This is a genomic window from Psychrobacter sp. DAB_AL32B (genome assembly GCF_002224105.1).
GTDB lineage: Bacteria > Pseudomonadota > Gammaproteobacteria > Pseudomonadales > Moraxellaceae > Psychrobacter.
The window spans coordinates 39,551-60,884 of the sequence record NZ_NEXU01000049.1 but is presented as its reverse complement, the minus strand read 5'-3'; the positions used below and the strand labels follow the sequence as shown (position 1 = coordinate 60,884).

The window sequence follows — 21,334 nt, the reverse complement described above, 5'->3', positions numbered from 1 at the left end:
TACAGTACTATGTTGAATAGATGGGCTTAATAAATTTGTTATTAATACTATTTATTTATAAGCTACAACTTATTAAGCATCTATAACAGCAAAGCTAACACGACATTAAGGCTAAACTGCCGGAGCTGCCTCAGCAGTCGTCAGATCTTCATAGCGTCCATCACGCCCTGCACCCTGTGTCTTTTTACTCTCCAGTTTGGTTTTATATTTGCGTACTTGTCTATCAAGCTTGTCTGCCATCTCATTTATGGCTTTATACATATCATCTTCACATGCTTGGACGAACATCTCTTTACCCGAGACTCGCATAATCGCTTCAGCTTTATGGCTCTTTTGACCGCCATCACTCGCACCGCTATTATCTAATGACAATATCACTTGAATACTTTGAATCTGATCAAAGTGACGCTCTACTTTTTCAAGTTTTTCGCGAACTGCTGTGTCCATGGCATCGGTAACACTGATATGGTGACCACTGATAGAAACATTCATATTATCGTCCTTTTATTGTTACTTACAATCAACAGATGAGCTAGCATTCCTGCCTTTATCACCCTGCCTTACCACCAACTTATCTAATATATTTAATGTTAGCGCCTTTAGTACCAATGCTTTTAGGAAAATACTAACGTATCCTTTTATAGTCTCTTTTGTTATTGATATAAATAACTATGCTAAATCGACACTTAGATTTCGTTGTTGGTATGACTCTAATTTGTCATGAAAACCGCCTAGTAGCAAGACGGTATATTGTAAGTAAATGTAATAAAAACGGTTGTTTCTTGAATGTTTCTATATAATCAAAAAATTTTATTTTTTATATTTACTCTAAAGTATATTGACGACTGCATGTCTCTACTGATAACTCGTTGAATTAAGACAGTTAATATTTTTGTTTACGCTGGGTAGACGAGCCAATATTCATCGCTTCGCGATATTTGGCAACCGTTCTTCTGGCGATATCGATACCATCTGCTAATAAACAGTCCTTGATACGACTGTCCGATAATGGCTTTTTGGGATTTTCATCGGCTATTAGCTGTTTAATCATGGCACTGATAGCAGTTGAGGAGATATCACCGTCCGTGCTACTGACGTGAGATGAAAAAAAGTGCTTTAGCGAAAACAATCCTTGCGGGGTCAAAATAGTCTTACTGGTGGTCAGACGCGAGACGGTAGATTCATGTAGGTCTACTTCTTCTGCGATGACTTTTAAAATAAGCGGTTGCATAGCAGTTGCACCGTACTGCAAAAATTCTTGCTGATAGCGCACGATACTGGTCGCCACTTTGAGTAGGTTTTGATTACGCTCTTCGATACTGCGAATAAATAGCCGCGCATCGGTGAGATTTTCACGCAGATATTGATTGTCAGGGCTGTCATCACCGCGCTTAACTAGGTTGGCATATTCTTGATTGACCCGCAGTTTCGGTAAGGTGTCAGGATTGAGGCGCACGTACCAACCATCTTCTTGTGAGGAGGATTCGGTAATTTTATTAGTATCACGACGACGGATAGGCGTCACCAGTACATCAGGAATATCATAGCTGTCTGGCGGCTGAGTATATTCAGGCTGGCGGCTTTGGAATAGCAAGCCGGGTGAAGGATTTAAAGTGCGCAGCAGATTGAGGGCAGGTGTGATGTCTTCAGCAGCGAGTCCTGTCAGCTCGATCAGTGCCTTAATATTATTACTGACCAAATGCTCACCGGCTGACAATAGCGCTTGGGCTTCTCTTAAATAGCCAGTGTTAGCATCGAGCTTGGACAACTGAATGGCTAGGCATTCACTTAGATTTCGCGCACCAACACCCAGCGGATCACACGACTGAATCATACGCAATACCGCCATGATTTCATCATGTTCAACACGATTCCCCCATTGATAAAAGCTTGCCATGGTATCAAAGCTTTGCAACAACTCGTCGATATCAAGCCGAACAAAGCCCATATCATCCATAGAGTCCATTAAATATTCAGCGATTAGCATATCTATTTCTGAGAGATGCTTAAAGTTCAGCTGCCAGCGCACATGGTCTTGAATCATCGCGTTTGTGCTACCTTGATAGCTATCAAAATCATCAGAATCTGGGCGTGCTAATGCAGTGGATGCGCTACCCGTACTGACTGTATCAAAGCTATCATTGTTTAAATTAGAGCTGTCAAAGCTGCTATAGTCGTCCCCATCCAGCGCATAACTGTCTATGGCATCATCGTCAAAACTGGCTTGCTGTAATTTATCAAAGCTATCGCTAATACTATCCTCATATTCAAAACTATCGTCATTATTATTAGAGGTAGAGGGTGTAGTAAACGAATCAATACCAGCATTCTGATTCCAAGTATCTAACGTTAACGGCTCGCCAAACTCATTTATCGCCTTATCATTACTTTCATACTCATCTTCATCATCCTCGATACGTTCGAGTAATGGATTGCTATCCAGCTTCGCCTGAACCTCCTGCGCGAGCTCAAGACTAGAGAGTTGCAGCAATTTAATGGCTTGCTGCATTTGCGGGGTCAGTTTTTGTGAGGTGCTTAGCGTGGTCGCCAATCCGAACGACATACTCATAGGTAGCTTATTACACTCCAATCGTGGTGACATTGTCTATGTTATGCTGATGAAGACAGCGGTTTAACCTTATCAGGACATGACGATAGCATTTTTTATGACAATTTTGCTATGATAATTTATGCCCTACTCAGATAAGCGCCCTTTAGGCTTATGACAGTAGGCTTCTAAAAATCCTTTAAGAGCTCTTTTATAAAAGCTTATGCATGCCAACACTTGCATACAAGTATTCGCAGCTTAAGTAACGCAAAAGTCATCAATAACGATAAATTTAGAGAATAGCTCATCAGAAATATATAGAACTTAAAATACTGAGAATCATGTTATGAGTAACCTTATTAACAATAAACAGCTAACCGTTGCGGCCATCCAAATGAATAGCCAGCAAAACATAGAAAAAAACTTAGCTGATATAAAAGCCGCTATTATCGATGCGCGCGCGCAAGGCGCACAGCTTGTCGTTTTACCGGAAAACTGCTGTAGTATGGGCAAACAATTTGCCACCGCAGAGCGCTTTGATGCGCTGTCAGCGACGATAGCAGATTATGCACGTAGTTATGGTATTTACGTGCTAGCAGGCTCATTGCCCTGCCCTTATCGCTCAGATGGAATGACTGTACCTGATGGTAGGCTACGTCAAGTTAGTCAGCTATTTGCACCCGATGGTAAGCGAGTCGCACGTTATGACAAAATTCACTTATTCACCGCGACGGTTGCCGATAAGCAAGGCAGTTATAATGAAGCGGCCACCTTTGAGCCGGGTACACAAACGGTCGTAGCAGCGCTCGATTTAGACGATGTAGTCTACCAGCTCGGCATGATGGTCTGCTTTGATTTGCGTTTTCCAGCATTAGCGCAGCGTCTGCGGCAAGCGGGTGCAGAACTATTAAGTGCACCGTCAGCCTTTACTTACCTAACGGGACAGGCACACTGGGAACTACTGTTGAGAGCAAGGGCTTTAGACAGCCAGTGTATGGTCATTGGCGCAGCACAAGGCGGTGACCACGCTTATAAAGATGGTGATACTCGTCAGACATGGGGACATACTGCAATCACCGCTTTTGACGGAACCATTATCGATAGCTATGAGAGTAGCGAGTTGAACAAGTCAGCGATCATTGAAGAAGATAAAAATTATCAAGTTGTCTTAGCGACTTTAGATAAGTTCGCCCAAGAACAAGGGCGACAAAAGATGCCTATTTTTGACTGTCATCGGTTGGCGTAAGGCTGTTTTTTTATAAAGGAGTTTTTGATAAAGCAGATTTTGATAAAGGGGGTTCTTAATAAAAGAAACTTTTAAAATTAAGTGGTTGAATCGCTCTCTTTCTGTGCATGAGTGGCGCGTGGATGGGCGCGGTCATAGACTTGCGTGAGCTTAGCGAAATCAACATGGGTATAGATTTGGGTGGTACTAATATCGCTATGCCCGAGCATTTCTTGGACAGCACGTAAGTCGCCGCTACCCGATAGCATGTGGGAAGCAAAACAATGGCGTAATAGATGGGGATACATATTTTGGGCGATACCCGCACGTGTGGCTGCGACTTTTAGGCGTTGTTGTACCGCCCGCGTTGACAAACGTGTGCCTAATTTTTCACTAATAAATAATGCACTATCCATCTGCTCTACCCATAGATTACGGTGTGGCAAATAACGGCTAATCGCCTCTGCCGCTTTTGCGCCTAACGGCACCAAGCGCGTCTTATTACCTTTACCCGTCACGCGTACTCGTAAATCAGACAAGTCCACATCTGCCATATCCAGCGCCACCAGCTCGCCGACGCGTAGACCACTACTATAAAGCAATTCAAACATCGCTTTATCACGCAACCATAAGCGCGCTTGTTCGGATGTATCAGGGATTTCTTGGTCAAGTAATTGGGTCAATAAATCTATGTCAGCAATAGACGGTAATGGTCTAGGGCTGCGCTTAAGTTGATAGCCCGTCGTTGGGTTAATACGTGCCAGATCCTCTTCAATCAGCCAACCATAAAAATGGCGGATAGCCGACAGCTCTTGCTGGACGCTGGCAAGTGCCAGCTTGTCTTCATCGAGGCGCTGGCTAATATGCTGGGCTAACTGACGCTTATCACAGCGCGTCCATGTTAGGCGTTTACCGCGCAGAAACAGCGCCAGTTGGTTTAAGCCAGCAAAATAAGCCGCCAATGTATGTGGCGAGTGATTACGCACGGACAAGACATTCAGCCAACGATGCACAGGCGCTAGTAATTCGCGTAGCGCCGCATCTGCCTCTATGGTGATGGCTAATTCTGCAGATAGCCATGCTTGCGGCTCTACTTTTAGCTCTGTAGACTGACTTTTTTTATTAGACATCACCATATTAGAAATAACCATGCTATTTATCTAGCAGCAAATAAATGCTGCTTATCATTTCCAATTAGCCTTCTGGATTGGGCTTGATGCCCGCTTGTGCCATCAGACCGTCTGGGCTAAATACGCCTTCATAAACAAAAGCAGTTGGTCCCGTCATCATGACTGAATAGCCCGGCTGCCATTTGATAACCATGCTGCCGCCATAAAGCTGTGCGCGTATATCTTCGCCTTCGTCAAGCCAGCCTTCGCGTATGCCGATGGCAACGGCTGCACAAGCGCCGGTACCACAGGCTTGCGTCTCACCGACACCGCGCTCATAAACTCGCAAACGAATATGACGTTGGTTCATTACTTGCATAAAACCGACATTGACGCGCTCTGGAAAGGCGGGATGCGATTCGATGGCTTTGCCCAAGGTTTCAACTTTTGCATCGAGTACATTATCGACTTTAATCACCGCATGTGGATTGCCCATATTGGCGACATACAGCTGCACAGGCGTGCCATTAACGTCCAAATGATAAGCATTCTGAATTTTGGTCGTGGCTCTTGGTGTAAAAGGAATTTCGCTTGGCTCAAACTTCGGTTTGCCCATATCGACTTCTACCCAGCCGTAGCGGTCGGTGGTCAACGAGATAATACCACTTGCGGTCTCAACGCGCAGGCGCTGCTTAAATGACAGTTTGCGCGCTTGTACGAAACGGGCGAAACAGCGCGCGCCATTGCCGCACTGCTCGACCTCCGTACCATCGGTATTAAAAATACGGTAGCTAAAATCAACATCGGGGCGCATCGGTGGCTCGACTACCAGCAACTGATCAAAACCAATACCTAGATGACGATCACCCAATAACTGTACCAAATCCTTGGTCAACTCTAAGCGCTGAGTCACTAAATCGATGACCATAAAGTCATTGCCCAGCCCATGCATCTTAGTAAATTCTATTAGCATATCCCTGATACCCTATCCTATTTTTATGTATGTCTTATATTAGCACGCTGTCAGTTACAATCATAACTATCACCGTCATCAAATGCCAAGTTATATTCATCTCTTAATATTCATACATTCGATCAGGGCCTGCCATAAAAAAACCCACTATCATCTCGATAATGGGTTGGTTTTAAACGTCAAATATAATGCGTTTTTGATCATGCTATTCATGGTCAAGGCATAGTAAAAAAGAAACGTTGATAGTTAGTAGGTTGATAGTTAGTAGGTTGATAGTTAGTAGGTTGATAGTTAGTAGGTGGTAGTTAATACTCACGTGCTACTGGTAACCATTTTGCTAGCTTACTGTTCGCAAGCGTGACAGAGGCTTTAGAAAATTTATCCTAGTAGCACTGTATCGTTTTTGAGGTGTTTCAACTACCGCTTGCCAATTAAATCAGCCTTGCCACAATGTTTCACTCGCATATAACGACTCAATGGTCTCGCGCTGACGAATCAGCTGATGGCGATCATCGGCAATCATCACTTCACTGGCACGTGGACGCGAGTTATAGTTGCTACTCATGGTAAAACCATAAGCGCCAGCACCCGTGATTGCCAAAATATCGCCTGTCGCGAGCGACAATAGACGATCTTTCGCCAAAAAGTCACCCGTTTCACAAATAGCACCAACGATATCCCATGGCTGTGTGCCGTCAGTATCAATACCATCGCTAGGTAAGACGCTTGGAATCACTGCCATTTCTGCTTGATACAGCGCTGGACGAATCAAATCATTCATCGCCGCATCGACAATGGCAAAGTTCTTATGTTCAGTTGGTTTTAATACGTCAACTTGCGTCAATAAAACACCCGCATTAGCAACGATACTACGACCCGGCTCAAAAAATACCGTCAAGCCAAGCTCGCTAAGCTTCGGTAATAACGCAGCTGCAAACTCACCGATAGACACTGGCGTTTCATCGATGTAGCGCACCCCTAAGCCGCCACCCAAATCGATATGACGTAGCTCAATGCCTTTTTCACGTAAGCTATGCACCAGCTCAATTATTTTGTCCAACGCTGCTACGAATGGCTCTACTTCAGTAAGCTGTGAGCCAATATGACAGTCGATACCAACGATGTTGATATGAGACAGCTCCGCTGCTTGTTGATAGACGGCTATCGCGTCTTCGTGGGCAACACCGAACTTATTGTCTTTTAGTCCTGTCGAGATATATGGATGCGTCTTGGCGTCAACATCTGGATTGACCCGCAGTGATATCGGTGCTTTCTTATTCAACTGCGCCGCCACTTCATTAATTAACGTCAGCTCACTAATGGACTCGACGTTAAAGCAACTAATACCTTGGGTAAGAGCATATTCAATGTCGCTATAAGTCTTACCAACGCCTGAAAATACTACCCGTGACGCCTCGCCACCGGCGGCTAATACGCGCATCAACTCACCGCGAGAGACAATATCAAACCCTGCTCCTGCTTCTGCTAGCACGCCAAGCACCGCTAGATTAGAGTTTGCTTTCACCGCATAGCAAATCTGATGATTCAAACTGGAGAAGCTATCGGTGTAAGATTGATAAACATCTAATATCGCCTGTTTTGAATAGACATAACATGGCGTACCGTAGTGTTTGACCACCTCATTAATACTAACTTGCTCCATATGCAAGGCGTCATTGCGATAGTGCAACGCAGGCAAGTGGGTAGTTAAGGCTTCAGGATTAATATAGAACCCTTGCTCAGTATGGGTGGTGACTGTTTCGCCAGCTTTTTGCTCAGAATGACTCATATAAATATCTCGAATATAATCAGGGTAACAAGGTGAAAATAAAGTGTTAAAACAGTCTCAAAAAGTACTTTAACCGCTTTATTGTTTCGTAAAAATTAATAATCGTTAGGGTCGTTACTGGGTTCAGGCAGCTTAAAATTATCCGTATTTTGATAGTCTGTAGCTTGGTTATCATCGTCAATGCCAGCAAAGGCAGTATCATCCTGTGGATTATTACCACTATCAAGTATCGCAGCGCTATCTCGAACTGTTTGGCTACTGGATTCTACAAGATATAAATCGCCTTTTTGCCCGCAGCCGCTTAAGGCTGTAACGCCTATCAGGACAGTAGTGCCGAGTATTAATTTATAAATAGCAGGGCGACTGACACCAGTGACGGCGTTAGAGCATTCAGTTTTTGAGGTGCGTTTTACAGTAAACATAGAATGGATGACCTTAATCTTGCAATGGTTTGAATAGGATAAAAATCGCTATCAGTGAAAATGAAGCCAGCATACAACAGGAAAAAGATGACCATTTTTTAATCATAGCATTATTCCATAAAGCTGTGCGCCTACGCAGTCTGATTGCTGAATAAATTTGCAAAAATATAGCTATGAAGCTTCGAAAAAATCATCCTAGCAGCACTGTATATTTTTTAAAGTGAATCAACTATATCAATAGACGATCTTGCTAACTGAAATCCCGTGTATAAACATTTCTTTATCAAGCTAGGATAAACTTAGACAAACTTACTTACAATTTTTATAAAGGGGGTTTTTATTTTGCCATAGCTGTGAAACGCTGGCTAGCCTCGGTGTACACTTGTATTGAACAGTTAGAAGATTGCTTATTAAAACCTTATAGTTATCGTGGTATAACTTCAAAATTATGGTACATTATACTCAACCCTTGCGGCTGTGACGAGGCGCTAATGGGCTTCCGATTAACGCTTAAAGGCATTAAGAAGTATTTAAAAAGCCTTGGAAACATTCATAGCCCAAGCATGATGTAAATCAGCCGTATGATTGTTTGCCTATGTCAGCTGTCTGGCATATACCAGCAAAATATAGCTGGTTTTCGTTTATTTAACAGGTGGTCATCGATGATGATTACCCTTTATGAAATATAATCTAAGGATAGAGTATGAGCGCTGGCGTAACCACCACTTTTGATGACAAAAACTCTGAAACATCGACCCTAACCAATCCTACTTTGGTACTGAACTGCGGCTCCTCTTCAATCAAATATGCCTTGATTAGTGATGATGAAAGCACTCGTATCACTGGTCTTGCAGAAAACTTAGGTCTTGATACTGCTCGTATTAAACATACTGCTTTGAACGGTGAAAAACTTGAGATTGCTATCCCTGGTGGTCGTCATGAACTCGCTTTACAAAAAATCCTTGCCCTACTTGAACAGTATCACTTCATCGCTGTTGGTCACCGAGCGGTACATGGCGGCCGTGAATACTCAGAAGCCGTGCAAGTTGATGATCATGTCTTACAAGAAGTTAAACGCTTGAAAGTATTGGCGCCCCTACACAATCCTGCTAACGCTTTGGGTATCGAAGCGGTGCAAGCCATTTATCCTGATATTCCGCAAGTCGTAGTATTTGACACCGCTTTCCATCAAACCATGCCACCTGTCGCTTTCCGTTATCCGCTACCAAAAGCACTTTATTCAGAACATAAAATCCGTCGTTATGGCTTCCATGGTACCTCGCACGCTTATGTATCAGAACGCGCCAGCGAGATTACTAGCGCGGAAGGACCACATGGTTGGTTGACTGCGCATTTAGGTAACGGCTGTTCAGCGACCGCTGTCTACGATGGTAAAAGCCTTGATACTAGCATGGGTTTAACGCCACTTGAAGGCTTAATGATGGGTACGCGTAGTGGTGATGTCGATCCTAGCCTACACATCCATCTAAAGCGTCAATTGGGCATGAGCTTAGAAGAAATTGATAAAATGCTCAATAACGAAAGTGGTCTGCTTGGCATTTCAGGCTTATCGAATGATTTGCGTACCGTTGAGCAAGCCGCTAATGAAGGACACGAAGATGCAATGCTTGCTATTGAGATGTTCTGCTATCGCGTTGCTAAATACCTTGCCAGTCTAAGCTGTGCCCTACCCAAATTTACAGGTATTGTCTTTACCGGTGGTATTGGTGAAAACTCTGTTACCACGCGTACACGTATTTTAGAGATGATGCCGCATTTTGGTATCAAAGTAGATGCCAATAAGAACGCTGACTTATATGCTGGCAAAGAAGGCAGTTTCCACACTGACGATAGCAGCATTGAGCTGTGGGTTGTGCCAACTGACGAAGAGTGCCGTATCGCCCAAGAAACTCGTGCAGCATTAGGTCTACAATAAGACTCATCCTACTGCATATAAGAAGTGTAAATGACTTCTTATATGCAAAAGGTTGAGCTTTTCTTGAAAAAAATAATAAACAGTAGGATATATTATGCAAACTATTTTACTTGTGCCAATCAGTCGCGGTATCGGTGTGACGTCAGCCGCTTTGGGCTTGATTCGTGCTTTTGATTATAACGGTATCAAAGCGGGTTTTATGAAGCCGTTTTTGCAAGACGATACGCTTGATAAGCAAAACAGTTTAGACAGCTCGAGCGCGTTAGCCATGCATGCATTTGGTCTGACGCCACCTAAATCTATCAGCCGTCAACGGGTTGAGCGTATGATTGGCGACGACAACCTTGATGACTTAATGGAAGAAGTGGTCGTCAACTATCATACCCTCGGCGATGATTACGATGTAGTGATCTGCGAAGGCTTGGTATCGACCACTGAGACCTCTTATGCCTCACAAATCAACCGTGCGATTGCCCATGCACTAGATGCCAGAATCATCTTTGTTAGCACCGCTGATACTAGTAAACCTGCCTATTTAGCCGATAAGCTTGATGTCCATGCTCGTGAATTTGGTGGTATGGCAAGCGACCGTACTTTAGGCTGTATCTTAATGCGTATGCATGACTTGCCGAATACGCAAAGCACCTTAGAAAATCAAATCGTTGCCCCTGGTGAATCGATTGTGAGCTTGGACAGCGGCTTTATGCAAGAAGTCCAGCGCCTATCGCCACACTTCAATACCGAACAATTCCGCTTAATCGGTGTGGTGCCGTTTAGTGACTCGCTATCTGTACCTCGTACTTGGGATATCGCCGCTGAGCTTGATGCTACTTGGCTAAATGTCGGTGAAGCAAAATCACGCCGGATTAATCGTATCAGTTTGACCGCCCGCTCGGTTGCACGCGTCGATGAAGTGTTTAAACGTGGCACCCTTATCGTCGTACCTGGTGACCGTGATGATTTGTTATTAGCTGCTGGACTCGCCTGCATCAACGGCATTCCATTGGCTGGACTGGTCTTAACAGGCGGCGTCGTGCCCAGTCCGACGGTGGCTGAGCTTTGGCAATCCGCACTCAAAACTGGTATCCCAGTCATGAGCGTCGAAGATGACAGCTACGAGACCGTACAAAGCCTTGTCCATATGAGCGCTGAGATTCCAAGCGATGACACCGAACGTGCTGAAGAAGTGGCGCGTTATGTAGCAGCACACTTGGATCTCAGTTGGATTAAAGAATACTTTAGTCGCAATCATGAGCCGCGTCTGTCACCATCGGCATTTCGTCATCAAGTGGTCAAAAAAGCGCAAAGTGCCAAAAAACGTATCGTACTGCCAGAGGGCTCTGAACCACGTACGGTCGAAGCAGCTTGTATCTGCCAAAGCCGCGGTATTGCCAATTGTGTATTACTCGCTAAGCGTAGCGATGTCGAGCAAGTGGCCAAAAACCGCGACTTGATTTTGCCAGAAGGTCTGGAAATCATCGACCCTGACACCCTTGATATGGACAAATATATCGCTGCCGTCGTTGAACGCCGTAAGGGTAAAACCAATGCCGAAGTCGCCGCCGAATACCTAAAAGACACCGTCTATTTGGGTACGACTATGTTGGAGATGGACGAAGTTGACGGCTTAGTCTCTGGTGCCGTTCATACTACTGCCAACACCGTACGCCCAGCGTTCCAGTTGATTAAAACGGCGCCGCAGTATTCTTTAGTTTCGTCAATTTTCTTTATGCTATTACCAGAGCAAGTGGTGGTATATGGTGATTGCGCTATTAATCCTGACCCGACTGCCGAAGAATTGGCTGAGATTGCTATTCAGTCGGCGCAGTCGGCGGCAGCCTTTGGTATCAATCCAAAAGTTGCCATGATTAGCTATTCAACAGGTGCTTCAGGTACCGGTGCTGATGTTGAAAAGGTCATTCGTGCGACCCAAATCGTCCGCGAGCGTGCCCCGCATCTCGCCGTTGATGGACCGTTGCAGTATGATGCGGCTTCTGTGATGAGCGTCGGTAAACAAAAAGCGCCAGACTCACCGGTTGCTGGACAAGCAAACGTCTTTATCTTCCCAGACCTTAATACGGGTAACACCACTTATAAAGCGGTGCAACGTAGCGCCAATGTGGTCAGTGTCGGTCCGATGTTGCAAGGTTTGAATAAGCCCGTCAATGACTTATCACGTGGTGCATTGGTCGATGATATTATCTATACCATCGCCCTTACCGCCATTCAAGCGCATAGCGACGCGATTTAATTGCGTTAAAATTTATGCGTAATCATTCTATATTTAACCGACTATCACCATGATGGTCGGTTTTTTATTGGCTATTTTTTATGGCTTTTAAGCGCTATAGTCAAGGCAGAGCAAAATCAATAGGCTGATAGCCACAGCCACGTGCTACTAAAATAAATCTTCCTCATTTGCTGGGCGCTTTACGCTCCAGAGGCTTCGAAAAATTTATCCCAGTAGCACTGTATGGTTTTTTTAATTGCTTTAACTATATTAATGACAGCTGCCTACTTGCACTCTACAATATAAGACTTGCTTGCTTGCTCAATTGCTCGCTTAACCTACTTTATCCATATCAATTTATTTTTTTAGCGTATCTATGCCAGAGATTAATTTTAAGCAAAAAAAGAAATATCAATATTCGATTGCCCCTGCCATTCGTGCTTATTTGGGTGGCTCATTTGATCCTGTGCATAATGGTCATTTGCAAATGGCCTTGTACGTTTATCAATACTTATTGCCGATAGCGAAGCAGCAACAGCGCGCGCTGCATGTATCGCTGCTACCCAATGCGCGCTCGCCTTTTAAAGAAAATAGCACAGACCCTGAGCACCGCTTAGCCATGCTAAAGCTCGCAACCCAAGATACACCGCTACAGATTAATGAGCTTGAGCTGTGGCAGACGCCGCCTGTCTATACTATCGATAGTATGCAGACATTGCGCGCCCGCTACCCGCATGACAGTTTGATATTTATTATGGGCATGGACAGCGCGCGTAGTTTAGATAAATGGAAAGAGGGTTTACAACTCACAGATTACGTCAATCTATGGGTTTTTGACCGTGACGATAGCCTTAGTATCAATAAAAGCTTTTTTGACATTAATACAAACCTTGTTGATAAAGATTTAGTCACACAAGATATGTCTGTTTTGCAGGCTCACTTACAATCCCAATTATCCGTGCAGCTGCAACACTTAACCGTCAGTTTAGCCACTGAGTTATTAACGCCCACCTCTCAAAACTTAACAGACAGCGGTGTCCTAAAAAACAACCATCAAGGTCACATTTATATAGACTCGCGCCCTGTCGCCGCAGTATCGAGTACCCAAATACGCCAGCAGTTACAGCAGACGAAAAATCGATTGAATATAATGCCTTTAGCCGAAACGCAAATTACATCTGTACCACCAATAAATGATATCATAAGCAATACTAAACCCAATCCATTAGCTAAATGGCTAAATCCTGCTGTTTATCAATATATTATCGCCCATCAGCTATATTCTGCTGCTCAATTCCGTTAAAATCGCCTTATCTTTGTCATTTTGCTCATCCTGTCTTTATATGTAACTGGCTATATAGGCTCAGTTGGACAATATAAATGCATGCAAATTGACGATTTACCATTTTATTTTAAATATTTACGATTCAAGAGATTAAAATTTATGACCAATACCATGACTGAAGAACGCTTACAAGAATGCTTGACCCTTGTTGAAAGCGCGCTAGACGATATGAAAGCTAAAAACATAACCGTAATGGATGTAGCAGACTTAACTGACGTGATGGAACGCATCGTCATCGCTGACGGTACGTCTAAACGCCATGTGCGTGCGATGGCTGACAGTGTCGGTGCTGAAGCTAAACTGGGCGGCTTTATGCCACTTGGCCGTGAAGGCGGTATCGATTCTGACTGGACGTTGATTGATTTGGGTGCAGTCGTCGTGCATATGATGACGCCGCAAGCACGTGAGTTCTATGACTTAGAAGGTCTATGGTCGTCGCCTGAACAATTGGCTGAGCTGGTCGCCGTGCCGCGTGAAAAGAAAACAGCAGGTCGTCGCAATAAAAATAAATAATATTATTTATTGCCATAACGCTGTAAAAACCAAAAAGACCAGATGACTATTCTGGTCTTTTTTTATTTAAATTTTATGTACTGATAAGCTTAAAGCCCCAATAAATATTAAAGCCCTAATAAATCTTGAAGCTCTAATAAATTTAAAGCTCTAAACTCGTATAATCAAACGAATGATTAGGCTAAGATAATACTCATTATTAATGCTAGCAACTACAAAGCCACTTACCTAATAAGTCTTTATAGATTAGGAAAATCAATGAGCTTAACACCTATGAATATAGAATCGATAGAATCTACCATCCAAAAAAATACAGCCGACTTTAACCAAACCCTGCCACTACATATCGCTAACTTAACTTGCGTCCGTGCTGGTAAAGCTATGCCGTTCGCCCGTGAGCAAATGAGCGCCATTGATAAAGCGCCCATCAAAGCACCTGTCGCTGTCAACTTTATGGGCTTGACCACTGATGAGCAAGCGGATCGCCGTCATCATGGTGGACCTTTAAAAGCGGTTCATCAATTGCCGCCTGCCACTTATGAGCAGATTAATACCGAGTTTGGTTTAAAGGTACGTGTCGGTACATTAGGTGAAAACCTGACGACGGAAGCGGTGAGTGGTATGCCAGAAATGACGGAAGCGACGGTTTGTATTGGCGACGTTTTTCAGTATGGGCAAGATGAAGTCATTGATGGGAATGGTGAAGATAGTGTGCAATTACGCATCGTTCAACCGCGTCGCCCTTGCTACAAAATCAATGACCAAATCGGACAGTTTACTAAAGTACCCAATATCGCTTCTTGGGTGAGCAAACAAGGTATCGCTGGTTGGTATTTTCAAGTCGTTCGTGATGGCATGATTAACGCTGATTTGCCTGTCTATTTAATCGAGCGACCTTATCCGTTCGCAACATTAGAGAAGCTATGGCAATTGTCGAACTCAAAAGAGAAATTTGATGCAAAGATAATTGAGCCATGGCTAGCGATTGAGTGTTTGGAGGACAGTTGGAAAACGGTTTTGGCGAAGAAGATTAGAAAGGTTTCAACATGATAAAACAAACGTTAGTTTCAATTTTATTAGCTCTCTCTTGCACATCAGCATTGGCATTAATAAAGCAAAACGATGCTTATGAAAGCGATGATGTATCCGTCATGTCTTTTTTTGACGGCACAGTTGATGGCGACAGTCAAAATGCCGTTCTATCTACCCCTCGAAAGTTACTGTTATCGCCAGACAAAAAGCATATTTTATTGTTTGATAACAACGGCTATGGCATGCGCGTAGTTGATAAAACAGGCAAAGTAACGACAACTAAGGTTTAATTAGATCGATATCCAAAACTTGATATGAAACAGTATAAAGATGGCAACATACTTTTAACTGCTAATAATACAATTATTCAAGTCACTCCCGATTACTCCCCTTATTTGTTTGCTGGTAAGCGACTTACTGAAGCAGAGTCTGATGCTAAATTAGCTAAGCGAGTACAATATATAATGGGAAAAAATATTCAAAAACCCTCTTATTCATCTCAGTCGGAATTTGATATCCCCTCAAGTATCATAGCAATAGATGATCAAGGCTGGATGTTCATAGACGGTGTTTTTGGCAACATTTTTAAATTTATTGATAAGAAAGGCATTGTCACCGAAGTAACAGGATTAGATAACCTTGAAAACACTGAGCGTATCACCGTAATGCAAAAGAATAGAGATAAATTATATTTACTTGGTGAACAAATAGTTTATGAGGTTGCTTTTGATGCTAAGACAAACTCTGCAAGTATTACTTCCCACTGGGATAACAATACAACCTCTGGTGAACCACAGTTTCATCAACTTGAAGGTATTGCCTTCGATGGTGATCAGGTAGTAGTCGTTGATAGGGAATCAGGTAAAATACTTGAATTCAAACCTAATAACAAAACGAAAACGCTATATCAAATTCAATGTAGCTCGATCATTCGTCATAGTAACATTGCTACTTGTAAGCCCGAAAGTACCAATGACGAAGCTATATTTAACTCATATGGCGATATTATAAAAAACCCTTGGGATACAGGTTATATTATCTCTGATAGCAGTATGAATGTTTTATATAAATTTAGTGATGGACAGCTGAGTTTATTTACAGGTCAGCTAAAGGACTTTAGTTATCTAAAAACCCCAATCGAATTAAAGTAATTCTTATAAAACCTAGCTTTTAAACCGAGCATTTCATGGCAAAAAACATCTTTTTAGCATTAGCATGTGGCTTTACACTGCCCTTAATCGGCTGCGTGACGACCTCTCAAGTAGCCACCATTGAGAGCTATGTCATAGATAGCGAAACCTACCAAGCCACTGGCAAGAGCGAGCGTATTAAATCCATCGTTCTGCACTATACGGTGAGCAATAATGCCAGATCTATAAAAACATTGACCACTGGAAATGTGAGTGCGCATTACCTGATTTTAAACAACGACGATGACAAAATCTATAACTTAGTGCCAGAAAACGAACGTGCTTGGCATGCGGGTAATGGTGGCTTTGCAGGCAGAACGATATTAAACGATACCTCTATCGGCATCGAGATTGTCAATGCTGGCATTAAGCATGAATATCGAAACGCCTTAAAAAACGGCAAGCTCGACTACCATCCTTATGAGCACTATGTCGAATTTGATGAGTTGCAGGTTAAAAAAGTCGGGCAATTGGTACAAGACTTAGCAAAGAGATATGACATCTCACCAAAAAACATCATCGGTCATGCGGATATGGCACCCTCGCGTAAGATTGATCCCGGTGCGAAGTTTCCTTGGCAACGACTGTATAAAGAGTACGGCATTGGCGCTTGGTATGATGAATTTGATAAACAGTTCTTTATGAGTCAAGATGAGTTTGCAGCAGCAACCATACCCGAGATTAAGCAAGCCTTTCGCGATTACGGTTATCAACTAAATAACAGCGATGAGTGGGATAAAAAAAGCCGTGATGTTATTTATGCCTTTCAATTACACTTTCGCCCGCATCATCCAACGGGCGTGATAGATATAGAAACTTATGCGATTTTAAAGGCGCTCAATAAGAAGTATGCTGGTCGTGATGATTTTTATTGAGTTCATGGTTTAGGTTCATGTTCTGGGTTTACACGTGATGACCAAGCCCTATTGCTAATATAAGGCTCTTTAATCGAAGGTATAAAATGACGCTACGCATCCACGCCCTATTCCATACCGATTACGAAGACCTGAGCTTCATCAAACAATGGGCAAATAGCCACCACCATATGATGAATATCAGTCGCTCTTACGATGACTGTTCCTTGCCAGAGCAAGACCACTTTGATTGGCTCATCGTGATGGGCGGACCAATGAGCGTCCACGATGAAGAAAAATATCCTTGGCTAATCGCTGAAAAGCATTTTATTAGACAAGCTATTGATGCTGGAAAAACGGTGATCGGTATCTGCTTAGGGGCGCAACTTATCGCGCATTGTTTGGGCGCTAACGTTCAACCGTCTGGCGTAAAGGAAATCGGTTGGTTACCCATTCGATTGACGCCCAAAGGACAATCACATCCTCTATTACAGGATTTACCTAAGCAAGATTTTACCGTCTTTCACTTTCATGGTGATGGTTTTGACTGTCCAAAAGGCGCTAGTATTATCGCATCAACGGAGGCATGGGAGAATCAAGGGTTTATCTATCAAACTTCGCAGCATAAAGCGCTTGGCACTTGGATTATGGGTTGGCAGTGTCATTTTGAAGTGACCAAAGAAAGCCTTGCTAAGATGATAGTAAATGGCAGTGATGCTATCCAAAGTGGACTTAAGAGCTATCCCGAAACCGTACAATCAGCGGCTGAGATAATCACGCTAGGTGATAAATATATCGAAGAGAATAACGCGAGATTAGCCGCTATACTAAATCGGATGGCGAATAGCGGATAACTAAATAGTCAGGAGAATGAACCATGGGTAACTCACAACCAAATGAGCAAGATGAGCTGCAAAAGTATTTAGAAGAAAAAGCCAAACAAGAGCAAAAAGAACAGCAGGAAGCCGAGCCTCTCTCTGCCTATGATGCTTGTGTATTAAAAGAAAGCGCTAAGATTCATGAGTTGATCGCTGAGGCTCAAAGAGAGACTGTTGAAAGTTCGAAGGATGAATAGCCATCAATGAGCTAAGGTGTGATTATGAAGAAAAACTGTTTTGGGGATCTTGGGTCAGTGTTAATGCCATTGTAAGCTTAATCTAGGGCAATATAGCCATCTATCCGTCAATACCTTCTATCATTGGCATGGTGGGTTTTTGTCTTTAATGGTGGCTGCCATGACCGTCTTGGTGACTCTTTTCGGTATAGGTCGAGCTAAGTGATTTTAGTTGTATTGAAAGCTTGTAAGTTGGATGGAGGTTACTTGCCAGCCGATATTACAAAGATGCGCAAGTTGATGTCTTATGCTTAAAGAGACAAGACTAGGCAGCCTTGAGGCCAATACTATAACCAAACAATACTATATAGTTTCAAAAAAATAGTCCTATCCACCAGCTATTTGGGCTACTTATTGAGATGGGCTAATGATAAAATTACCGCTTACGGGGTTATAGATAGTATCACTGCTCGCACCATATCGTTGGTTTCCCATATCGTTAGTTTTACTGAAGGCTAGGATGATGCGCAGCTTTGATAGTTTGGTCCTATCAGCAGTCCTAATATCTGCATTATCAATGCAGACTCAAATAATATTAAAAAAGGAATTTTTATGTATCAAGCCTTTCAGAAACATCTACAACAAGAAATCAGCGATATACGCGCGGCAGGGCTGTATAAAACCGAGCGCATTATCACCTCCCCGCAAGATGCGCTAATCAAGATCGCCGATGGCCGTGAGGTGCTTAACTTCTGTGCCAATAATTACCTTGGATTGTCTGACCACCCTGAGATCAAAAAGGCGGCTATCCAAGCCATTGAAAACTCAGGTTATGGTATGTCATCGGTGCGTTTTATTTGTGGTACGCAAGATTTGCATAAGCAATTAGAGGCGGCAATTTCTAAGTTTTTTAATACCGAAGATACGATTCTTTATGCGGCCTGTTTCGATGCCAATGGCGGTGCATTTGAGCCATTGCTGACCGGCGAGGATGCCATTATTTCTGATTCGTTAAATCATGCCTCAATCATTGATGGTGTGCGCCTGTGTAAAGCCGCGCGTTATCGCTATGCCAATGCGGATATGCAAGATTTAGAGACTCAATTACAAGCGGCGCAAGCACAGCGTTTTCGTTTAATTGTGACCGATGGTGTGTTTTCAATGGATGGTAATGTGGCGCCAATGGATGAGATTTATGCGTTGGCACAAAAATATGATGCCATGGTGATGATTGACGAATCGCATTCAGCAGGCGTCGTCGGTCACACCGGTGGCGGCGTGACTGAATTGTTTAATCTACGTGGTGATATTGAGCTTATCACTGGCACCTTAGGCAAGGCATTTGGCGGTGCTATTGGCGGCTTTACTACGGGTAAAAAAGAAATTATTGAGATGTTGCGTCAACGCTCGCGCCCGTATCTGTTTTCAAACTCCATTCCTCCCATGGTGGCGGCAGCTGGGGTAAAAGCATTTGAGATGCTAGCGCAAGACAATACCCTACAAGACCAATTGCATGAAAATACCGCCTATTTTGTTAAGCAAATGAAAGATGCGGGCTTCGATATCAAGCCTACCGAATCGGCAATTTGTGCGGTTATGCTTTATGACGCTAATGTCTCGCAACAAATGGCAGATGCGCTGCTTTGCGAGGGCATTTATGTGATTGGCTTCTTCTACCCTGTCGTACCCAAAGACGAGGCTCGCATCCGTGTCCAGCTCTCTGCCGCCCATACTCGCGAGCAGCTAGACCAGTGTATCGCCGCCTTTATTAAAGTCGCCAAGCAAATGAAGGTGATTGATTAAGAGTAGTTCGCTAGTTACGTAATTACATAGTTACCTACTGGATTCAACAATTAAATGCAACACAGCTAAATAAGAGAAAAATATGAAAGCACTGGTTAAAGCCTATGACAAAAAAGGCATCTGGATGCAAGACATGCCAGAACCTACGGTCGGCATCAATGACGTTAAAATAAAAATTAAAAAAACCGCCATTTGTGGTACAGATTTGCACATTTATAAGTGGGATGAGTGGTCACAAAAAACCATAAAGACGCCGATGATTATCGGACATGAATACGTCGGCATCATTAGTGAAGTGGGCGATGGAGTGCAGCATTTTGAAGTGGGTGACCGAGTCACAGGCGAAGGACATATCGCTTGCGGGCATTGCCGCAACTGCCGCCGTGGTAAGCTACATGTGTGCGAAAACACTATAGGCGTGGGCGTTGACCGCGATGGCGCGTTTGCCGAATACTTGGTGATACCTGCCGATAATGTCATAAAACTCGATGAGCGTATCAGCGATGAGATGGCAGCCATTATGGACCCCTTTGGCAATGCCACTCATACCGCCTTATCATTTCCTGTACTTGGTGAGGATGTGCTGATTACGGGTGCGGGGCTGATTGGTTCAATGGCAACGGCGATTTGCCGCTTCGCAGGGGCGCGTAATATTGTGGTCAGTGATATCAGCGATTATCGCTTGGCGCTTGCCAAAAAAATGGGCGCGACTATGACCATAAACCCAGCCAAAGGTGAAACCATCGAAGGCGCCATCGATACGTTAAACATGCACGGCTTTGATATTGGGCTTGAAATGTCTGGCTCGCCTCAGGCCTTTGATTCGATGATTAGTAACATGTATAACGGCTCTAAAATCTCTCTCTTGGGCATTTTACCTAACACCACCACGGTGGATTGGAGCAAGATTATTTTCAAGGCGTTAACCCTGAAGGGTATTTATGGGCGTGAGATGTGGGAGACTTGGTATCAGATGGAGCAAATGCTGATTAGCGGTATTGATTTGTCGCCAATCATTACCCATCGCATGCACATTGATGATTTTCAAGAAGGCTTTGATATCATGGAAAGTGGGCAATGCGGTAAGGTAATTTTAAGCTGGGATTGATTTTGGCGATTCGTATTTAGCTTTTAAATTGTCACGACTTATAAAACGGTACTGATTTCAGTGCCGTTTTTTTTGGATATTAAAAAGTGATAAGATAGATAAACGCTGAATAACTCTGAGCAAACGATCTACAGAGATACCTAGAAGAAAAAGCCAAACAAGCATAGGAACAGCAGGAGGGAAGAAATAATCTCAACTTCCCT

General features: G+C 43.4%; 19 protein-coding genes. 13 read left to right on the top strand and 6 right to left on the bottom strand.

Features of this window, described 5'->3' with window-relative positions; all coding sequences use genetic code 11:
* Positions 1–111: 111 nt before the first annotated feature.
* Together raiA and rpoN are read right to left on the bottom strand one after the other, a co-directional pair.
* Positions 112–492 (bottom strand): ribosome-associated translation inhibitor RaiA, encoded by a 381-nt coding sequence (gene raiA, locus CAN34_RS05685; RefSeq protein WP_079690735.1) that lies wholly within the window; start codon positions 490–492, stop codon positions 112–114.
* Positions 493–883: 391 nt separating this feature from the next.
* Positions 884–2,569 carry an RNA polymerase factor sigma-54 gene (gene rpoN / locus CAN34_RS05680; RefSeq protein ID WP_089554828.1) on the bottom strand — a complete coding sequence of 562 codons (1,686 nt, stop codon included), beginning with the start codon at positions 2,567–2,569 and terminating at the stop codon, positions 884–886.
* A gap of 325 nt (positions 2,570–2,894) precedes the next feature.
* Here rpoN and CAN34_RS05675 point away from each other — a divergent pair, with 325 nt between their 5' ends.
* Positions 2,895–3,794, top strand: coding sequence for a carbon-nitrogen hydrolase family protein (locus CAN34_RS05675; RefSeq protein ID WP_089554825.1), 900 nt, complete (start codon positions 2,895–2,897; stop codon positions 3,792–3,794).
* A 77-nt stretch (positions 3,795–3,871) separates the two neighbouring features.
* Here CAN34_RS05675 and CAN34_RS05670 read toward each other — a convergent pair whose 3' ends face one another.
* From CAN34_RS05670 to CAN34_RS05655, 4 genes are all read right to left on the bottom strand, one after another.
* Positions 3,872–4,909, bottom strand: a complete 1,038-nt coding sequence (locus tag CAN34_RS05670; protein ID WP_089554827.1) for a tyrosine recombinase XerC — start codon at positions 4,907–4,909, stop codon at positions 3,872–3,874.
* Positions 4,910–4,967: 58 nt separating this feature from the next.
* Positions 4,968–5,855: a diaminopimelate epimerase gene (dapF, locus tag CAN34_RS05665; RefSeq protein ID WP_089554824.1), complete on the bottom strand. Its 888-nt coding sequence runs from the start codon at positions 5,853–5,855 to the stop codon at positions 4,968–4,970.
* A 436-nt stretch (positions 5,856–6,291) separates the two neighbouring features.
* Positions 6,292–7,644, bottom strand: a complete 1,353-nt coding sequence (gene lysA / locus CAN34_RS05660) for a diaminopimelate decarboxylase (RefSeq protein WP_089554823.1) — start codon at positions 7,642–7,644, stop codon at positions 6,292–6,294.
* 95 nt (positions 7,645–7,739) lie between these two features.
* The gene (locus CAN34_RS05655; protein WP_089554822.1) at positions 7,740–8,066 is read right to left on the bottom strand and encodes a lipoprotein; all 327 of its coding nucleotides are present in this window, start codon (positions 8,064–8,066) and stop codon (positions 7,740–7,742) included.
* A gap of 703 nt (positions 8,067–8,769) precedes the next feature.
* Here CAN34_RS05655 and CAN34_RS05650 point away from each other — a divergent pair.
* The 12 genes from CAN34_RS05650 to tdh all read left to right on the top strand — a co-directional run bounded on the left by CAN34_RS05650 (position 8,770) and on the right by tdh (position 21,131).
* Entirely contained in the window at positions 8,770–10,002 is a 1,233-nt protein-coding gene (locus tag CAN34_RS05650) for an acetate/propionate family kinase (protein ID WP_089554821.1), read from the top strand.
* Positions 10,003–10,096: 94 nt separating this feature from the next.
* Positions 10,097–12,253 carry a phosphate acetyltransferase gene (pta, locus tag CAN34_RS05645; protein ID WP_089554820.1) on the top strand — a complete coding sequence of 719 codons (2,157 nt, stop codon included), beginning with the start codon at positions 10,097–10,099 and terminating at the stop codon, positions 12,251–12,253.
* 355 nt (positions 12,254–12,608) lie between these two features.
* On the top strand, positions 12,609–13,535 hold the full coding sequence (locus CAN34_RS05640) for a nicotinate-nicotinamide nucleotide adenylyltransferase (protein ID WP_089554819.1): 927 nt from the start codon (positions 12,609–12,611) through the stop codon (positions 13,533–13,535).
* 141 nt (positions 13,536–13,676) lie between these two features.
* On the top strand, positions 13,677–14,090 hold the full coding sequence (gene rsfS / locus CAN34_RS05635) for a ribosome silencing factor (protein ID WP_079692985.1): 414 nt from the start codon (positions 13,677–13,679) through the stop codon (positions 14,088–14,090).
* 273 nt (positions 14,091–14,363) lie between these two features.
* Positions 14,364–15,140: an MOSC domain-containing protein gene (locus CAN34_RS05630; protein ID WP_254423104.1), complete on the top strand. Its 777-nt coding sequence runs from the start codon at positions 14,364–14,366 to the stop codon at positions 15,138–15,140.
* Complete coding sequence (locus CAN34_RS05625; protein ID WP_089554817.1) at positions 15,137–15,412, top strand: hypothetical protein; 276 nt, start codon at positions 15,137–15,139, stop codon at positions 15,410–15,412. Before CAN34_RS05630 ends, CAN34_RS05625 begins: the two co-directional genes overlap by 4 nt.
* A gap of 24 nt (positions 15,413–15,436) precedes the next feature.
* Positions 15,437–16,273, top strand: a complete 837-nt coding sequence (locus CAN34_RS05620; protein ID WP_089554816.1) for a hypothetical protein — start codon at positions 15,437–15,439, stop codon at positions 16,271–16,273.
* A 35-nt stretch (positions 16,274–16,308) separates the two neighbouring features.
* Complete coding sequence (locus CAN34_RS05615) at positions 16,309–17,187, top strand: N-acetylmuramoyl-L-alanine amidase (protein ID WP_089554815.1); 879 nt, start codon at positions 16,309–16,311, stop codon at positions 17,185–17,187.
* 86 nt (positions 17,188–17,273) lie between these two features.
* Complete coding sequence (locus CAN34_RS05610) at positions 17,274–18,020, top strand: type 1 glutamine amidotransferase (protein ID WP_089554814.1); 747 nt, start codon at positions 17,274–17,276, stop codon at positions 18,018–18,020.
* A gap of 23 nt (positions 18,021–18,043) precedes the next feature.
* Positions 18,044–18,241, top strand: a complete 198-nt coding sequence (locus tag CAN34_RS05605; protein WP_089554813.1) for a hypothetical protein — start codon at positions 18,044–18,046, stop codon at positions 18,239–18,241.
* A 591-nt stretch (positions 18,242–18,832) separates the two neighbouring features.
* Complete coding sequence (gene kbl, locus CAN34_RS05600) at positions 18,833–20,023, top strand: glycine C-acetyltransferase (RefSeq protein ID WP_089554812.1); 1,191 nt, start codon at positions 18,833–18,835, stop codon at positions 20,021–20,023.
* Positions 20,024–20,105: 82 nt separating this feature from the next.
* Complete coding sequence (gene tdh / locus CAN34_RS05595; RefSeq protein WP_089554811.1) at positions 20,106–21,131, top strand: L-threonine 3-dehydrogenase; 1,026 nt, start codon at positions 20,106–20,108, stop codon at positions 21,129–21,131.
* Positions 21,132–21,334 lie beyond the last annotated feature (203 nt).

Excerpts from the sequence above, each read along its gene's own strand:
- raiA (WP_079690735.1), bottom strand. The coding sequence starts at position 492 with ATGAATGTTTCTATCAGTGGTCACCATATCAGTGTTACCGATGCCATG.
- rpoN (WP_089554828.1), bottom strand. The coding sequence starts at position 2,569 with ATGAGTATGTCGTTCGGATTGGCGACCACGCTAAGCACCTCACAAAAA.
- CAN34_RS05675 (WP_089554825.1), top strand. The coding sequence starts at position 2,895 with ATGAGTAACCTTATTAACAATAAACAGCTAACCGTTGCGGCCATCCAA.
- CAN34_RS05670 (WP_089554827.1), bottom strand. The coding sequence starts at position 4,909 with ATGGTGATGTCTAATAAAAAAAGTCAGTCTACAGAGCTAAAAGTAGAG.
- dapF (WP_089554824.1), bottom strand. The coding sequence starts at position 5,855 with ATGCTAATAGAATTTACTAAGATGCATGGGCTGGGCAATGACTTTATG.
- lysA (WP_089554823.1), bottom strand. The coding sequence starts at position 7,644 with ATGAGTCATTCTGAGCAAAAAGCTGGCGAAACAGTCACCACCCATACT.
- CAN34_RS05655 (WP_089554822.1), bottom strand. The coding sequence starts at position 8,066 with ATGTTTACTGTAAAACGCACCTCAAAAACTGAATGCTCTAACGCCGTC.
- CAN34_RS05650 (WP_089554821.1), top strand. The coding sequence starts at position 8,770 with ATGAGCGCTGGCGTAACCACCACTTTTGATGACAAAAACTCTGAAACA.
- pta (WP_089554820.1), top strand. The coding sequence starts at position 10,097 with ATGCAAACTATTTTACTTGTGCCAATCAGTCGCGGTATCGGTGTGACG.
- CAN34_RS05640 (WP_089554819.1), top strand. The coding sequence starts at position 12,609 with ATGCCAGAGATTAATTTTAAGCAAAAAAAGAAATATCAATATTCGATT.
- rsfS (WP_079692985.1), top strand. The coding sequence starts at position 13,677 with ATGACCAATACCATGACTGAAGAACGCTTACAAGAATGCTTGACCCTT.
- CAN34_RS05630 (WP_254423104.1), top strand. The coding sequence starts at position 14,364 with ATGAATATAGAATCGATAGAATCTACCATCCAAAAAAATACAGCCGAC.
- CAN34_RS05625 (WP_089554817.1), top strand. The coding sequence starts at position 15,137 with ATGATAAAACAAACGTTAGTTTCAATTTTATTAGCTCTCTCTTGCACA.
- CAN34_RS05620 (WP_089554816.1), top strand. The coding sequence starts at position 15,437 with ATGAAACAGTATAAAGATGGCAACATACTTTTAACTGCTAATAATACA.
- CAN34_RS05615 (WP_089554815.1), top strand. The coding sequence starts at position 16,309 with ATGGCAAAAAACATCTTTTTAGCATTAGCATGTGGCTTTACACTGCCC.
- CAN34_RS05610 (WP_089554814.1), top strand. The coding sequence starts at position 17,274 with ATGACGCTACGCATCCACGCCCTATTCCATACCGATTACGAAGACCTG.
- CAN34_RS05605 (WP_089554813.1), top strand. The coding sequence starts at position 18,044 with ATGGGTAACTCACAACCAAATGAGCAAGATGAGCTGCAAAAGTATTTA.
- kbl (WP_089554812.1), top strand. The coding sequence starts at position 18,833 with ATGTATCAAGCCTTTCAGAAACATCTACAACAAGAAATCAGCGATATA.
- tdh (WP_089554811.1), top strand. The coding sequence starts at position 20,106 with ATGAAAGCACTGGTTAAAGCCTATGACAAAAAAGGCATCTGGATGCAA.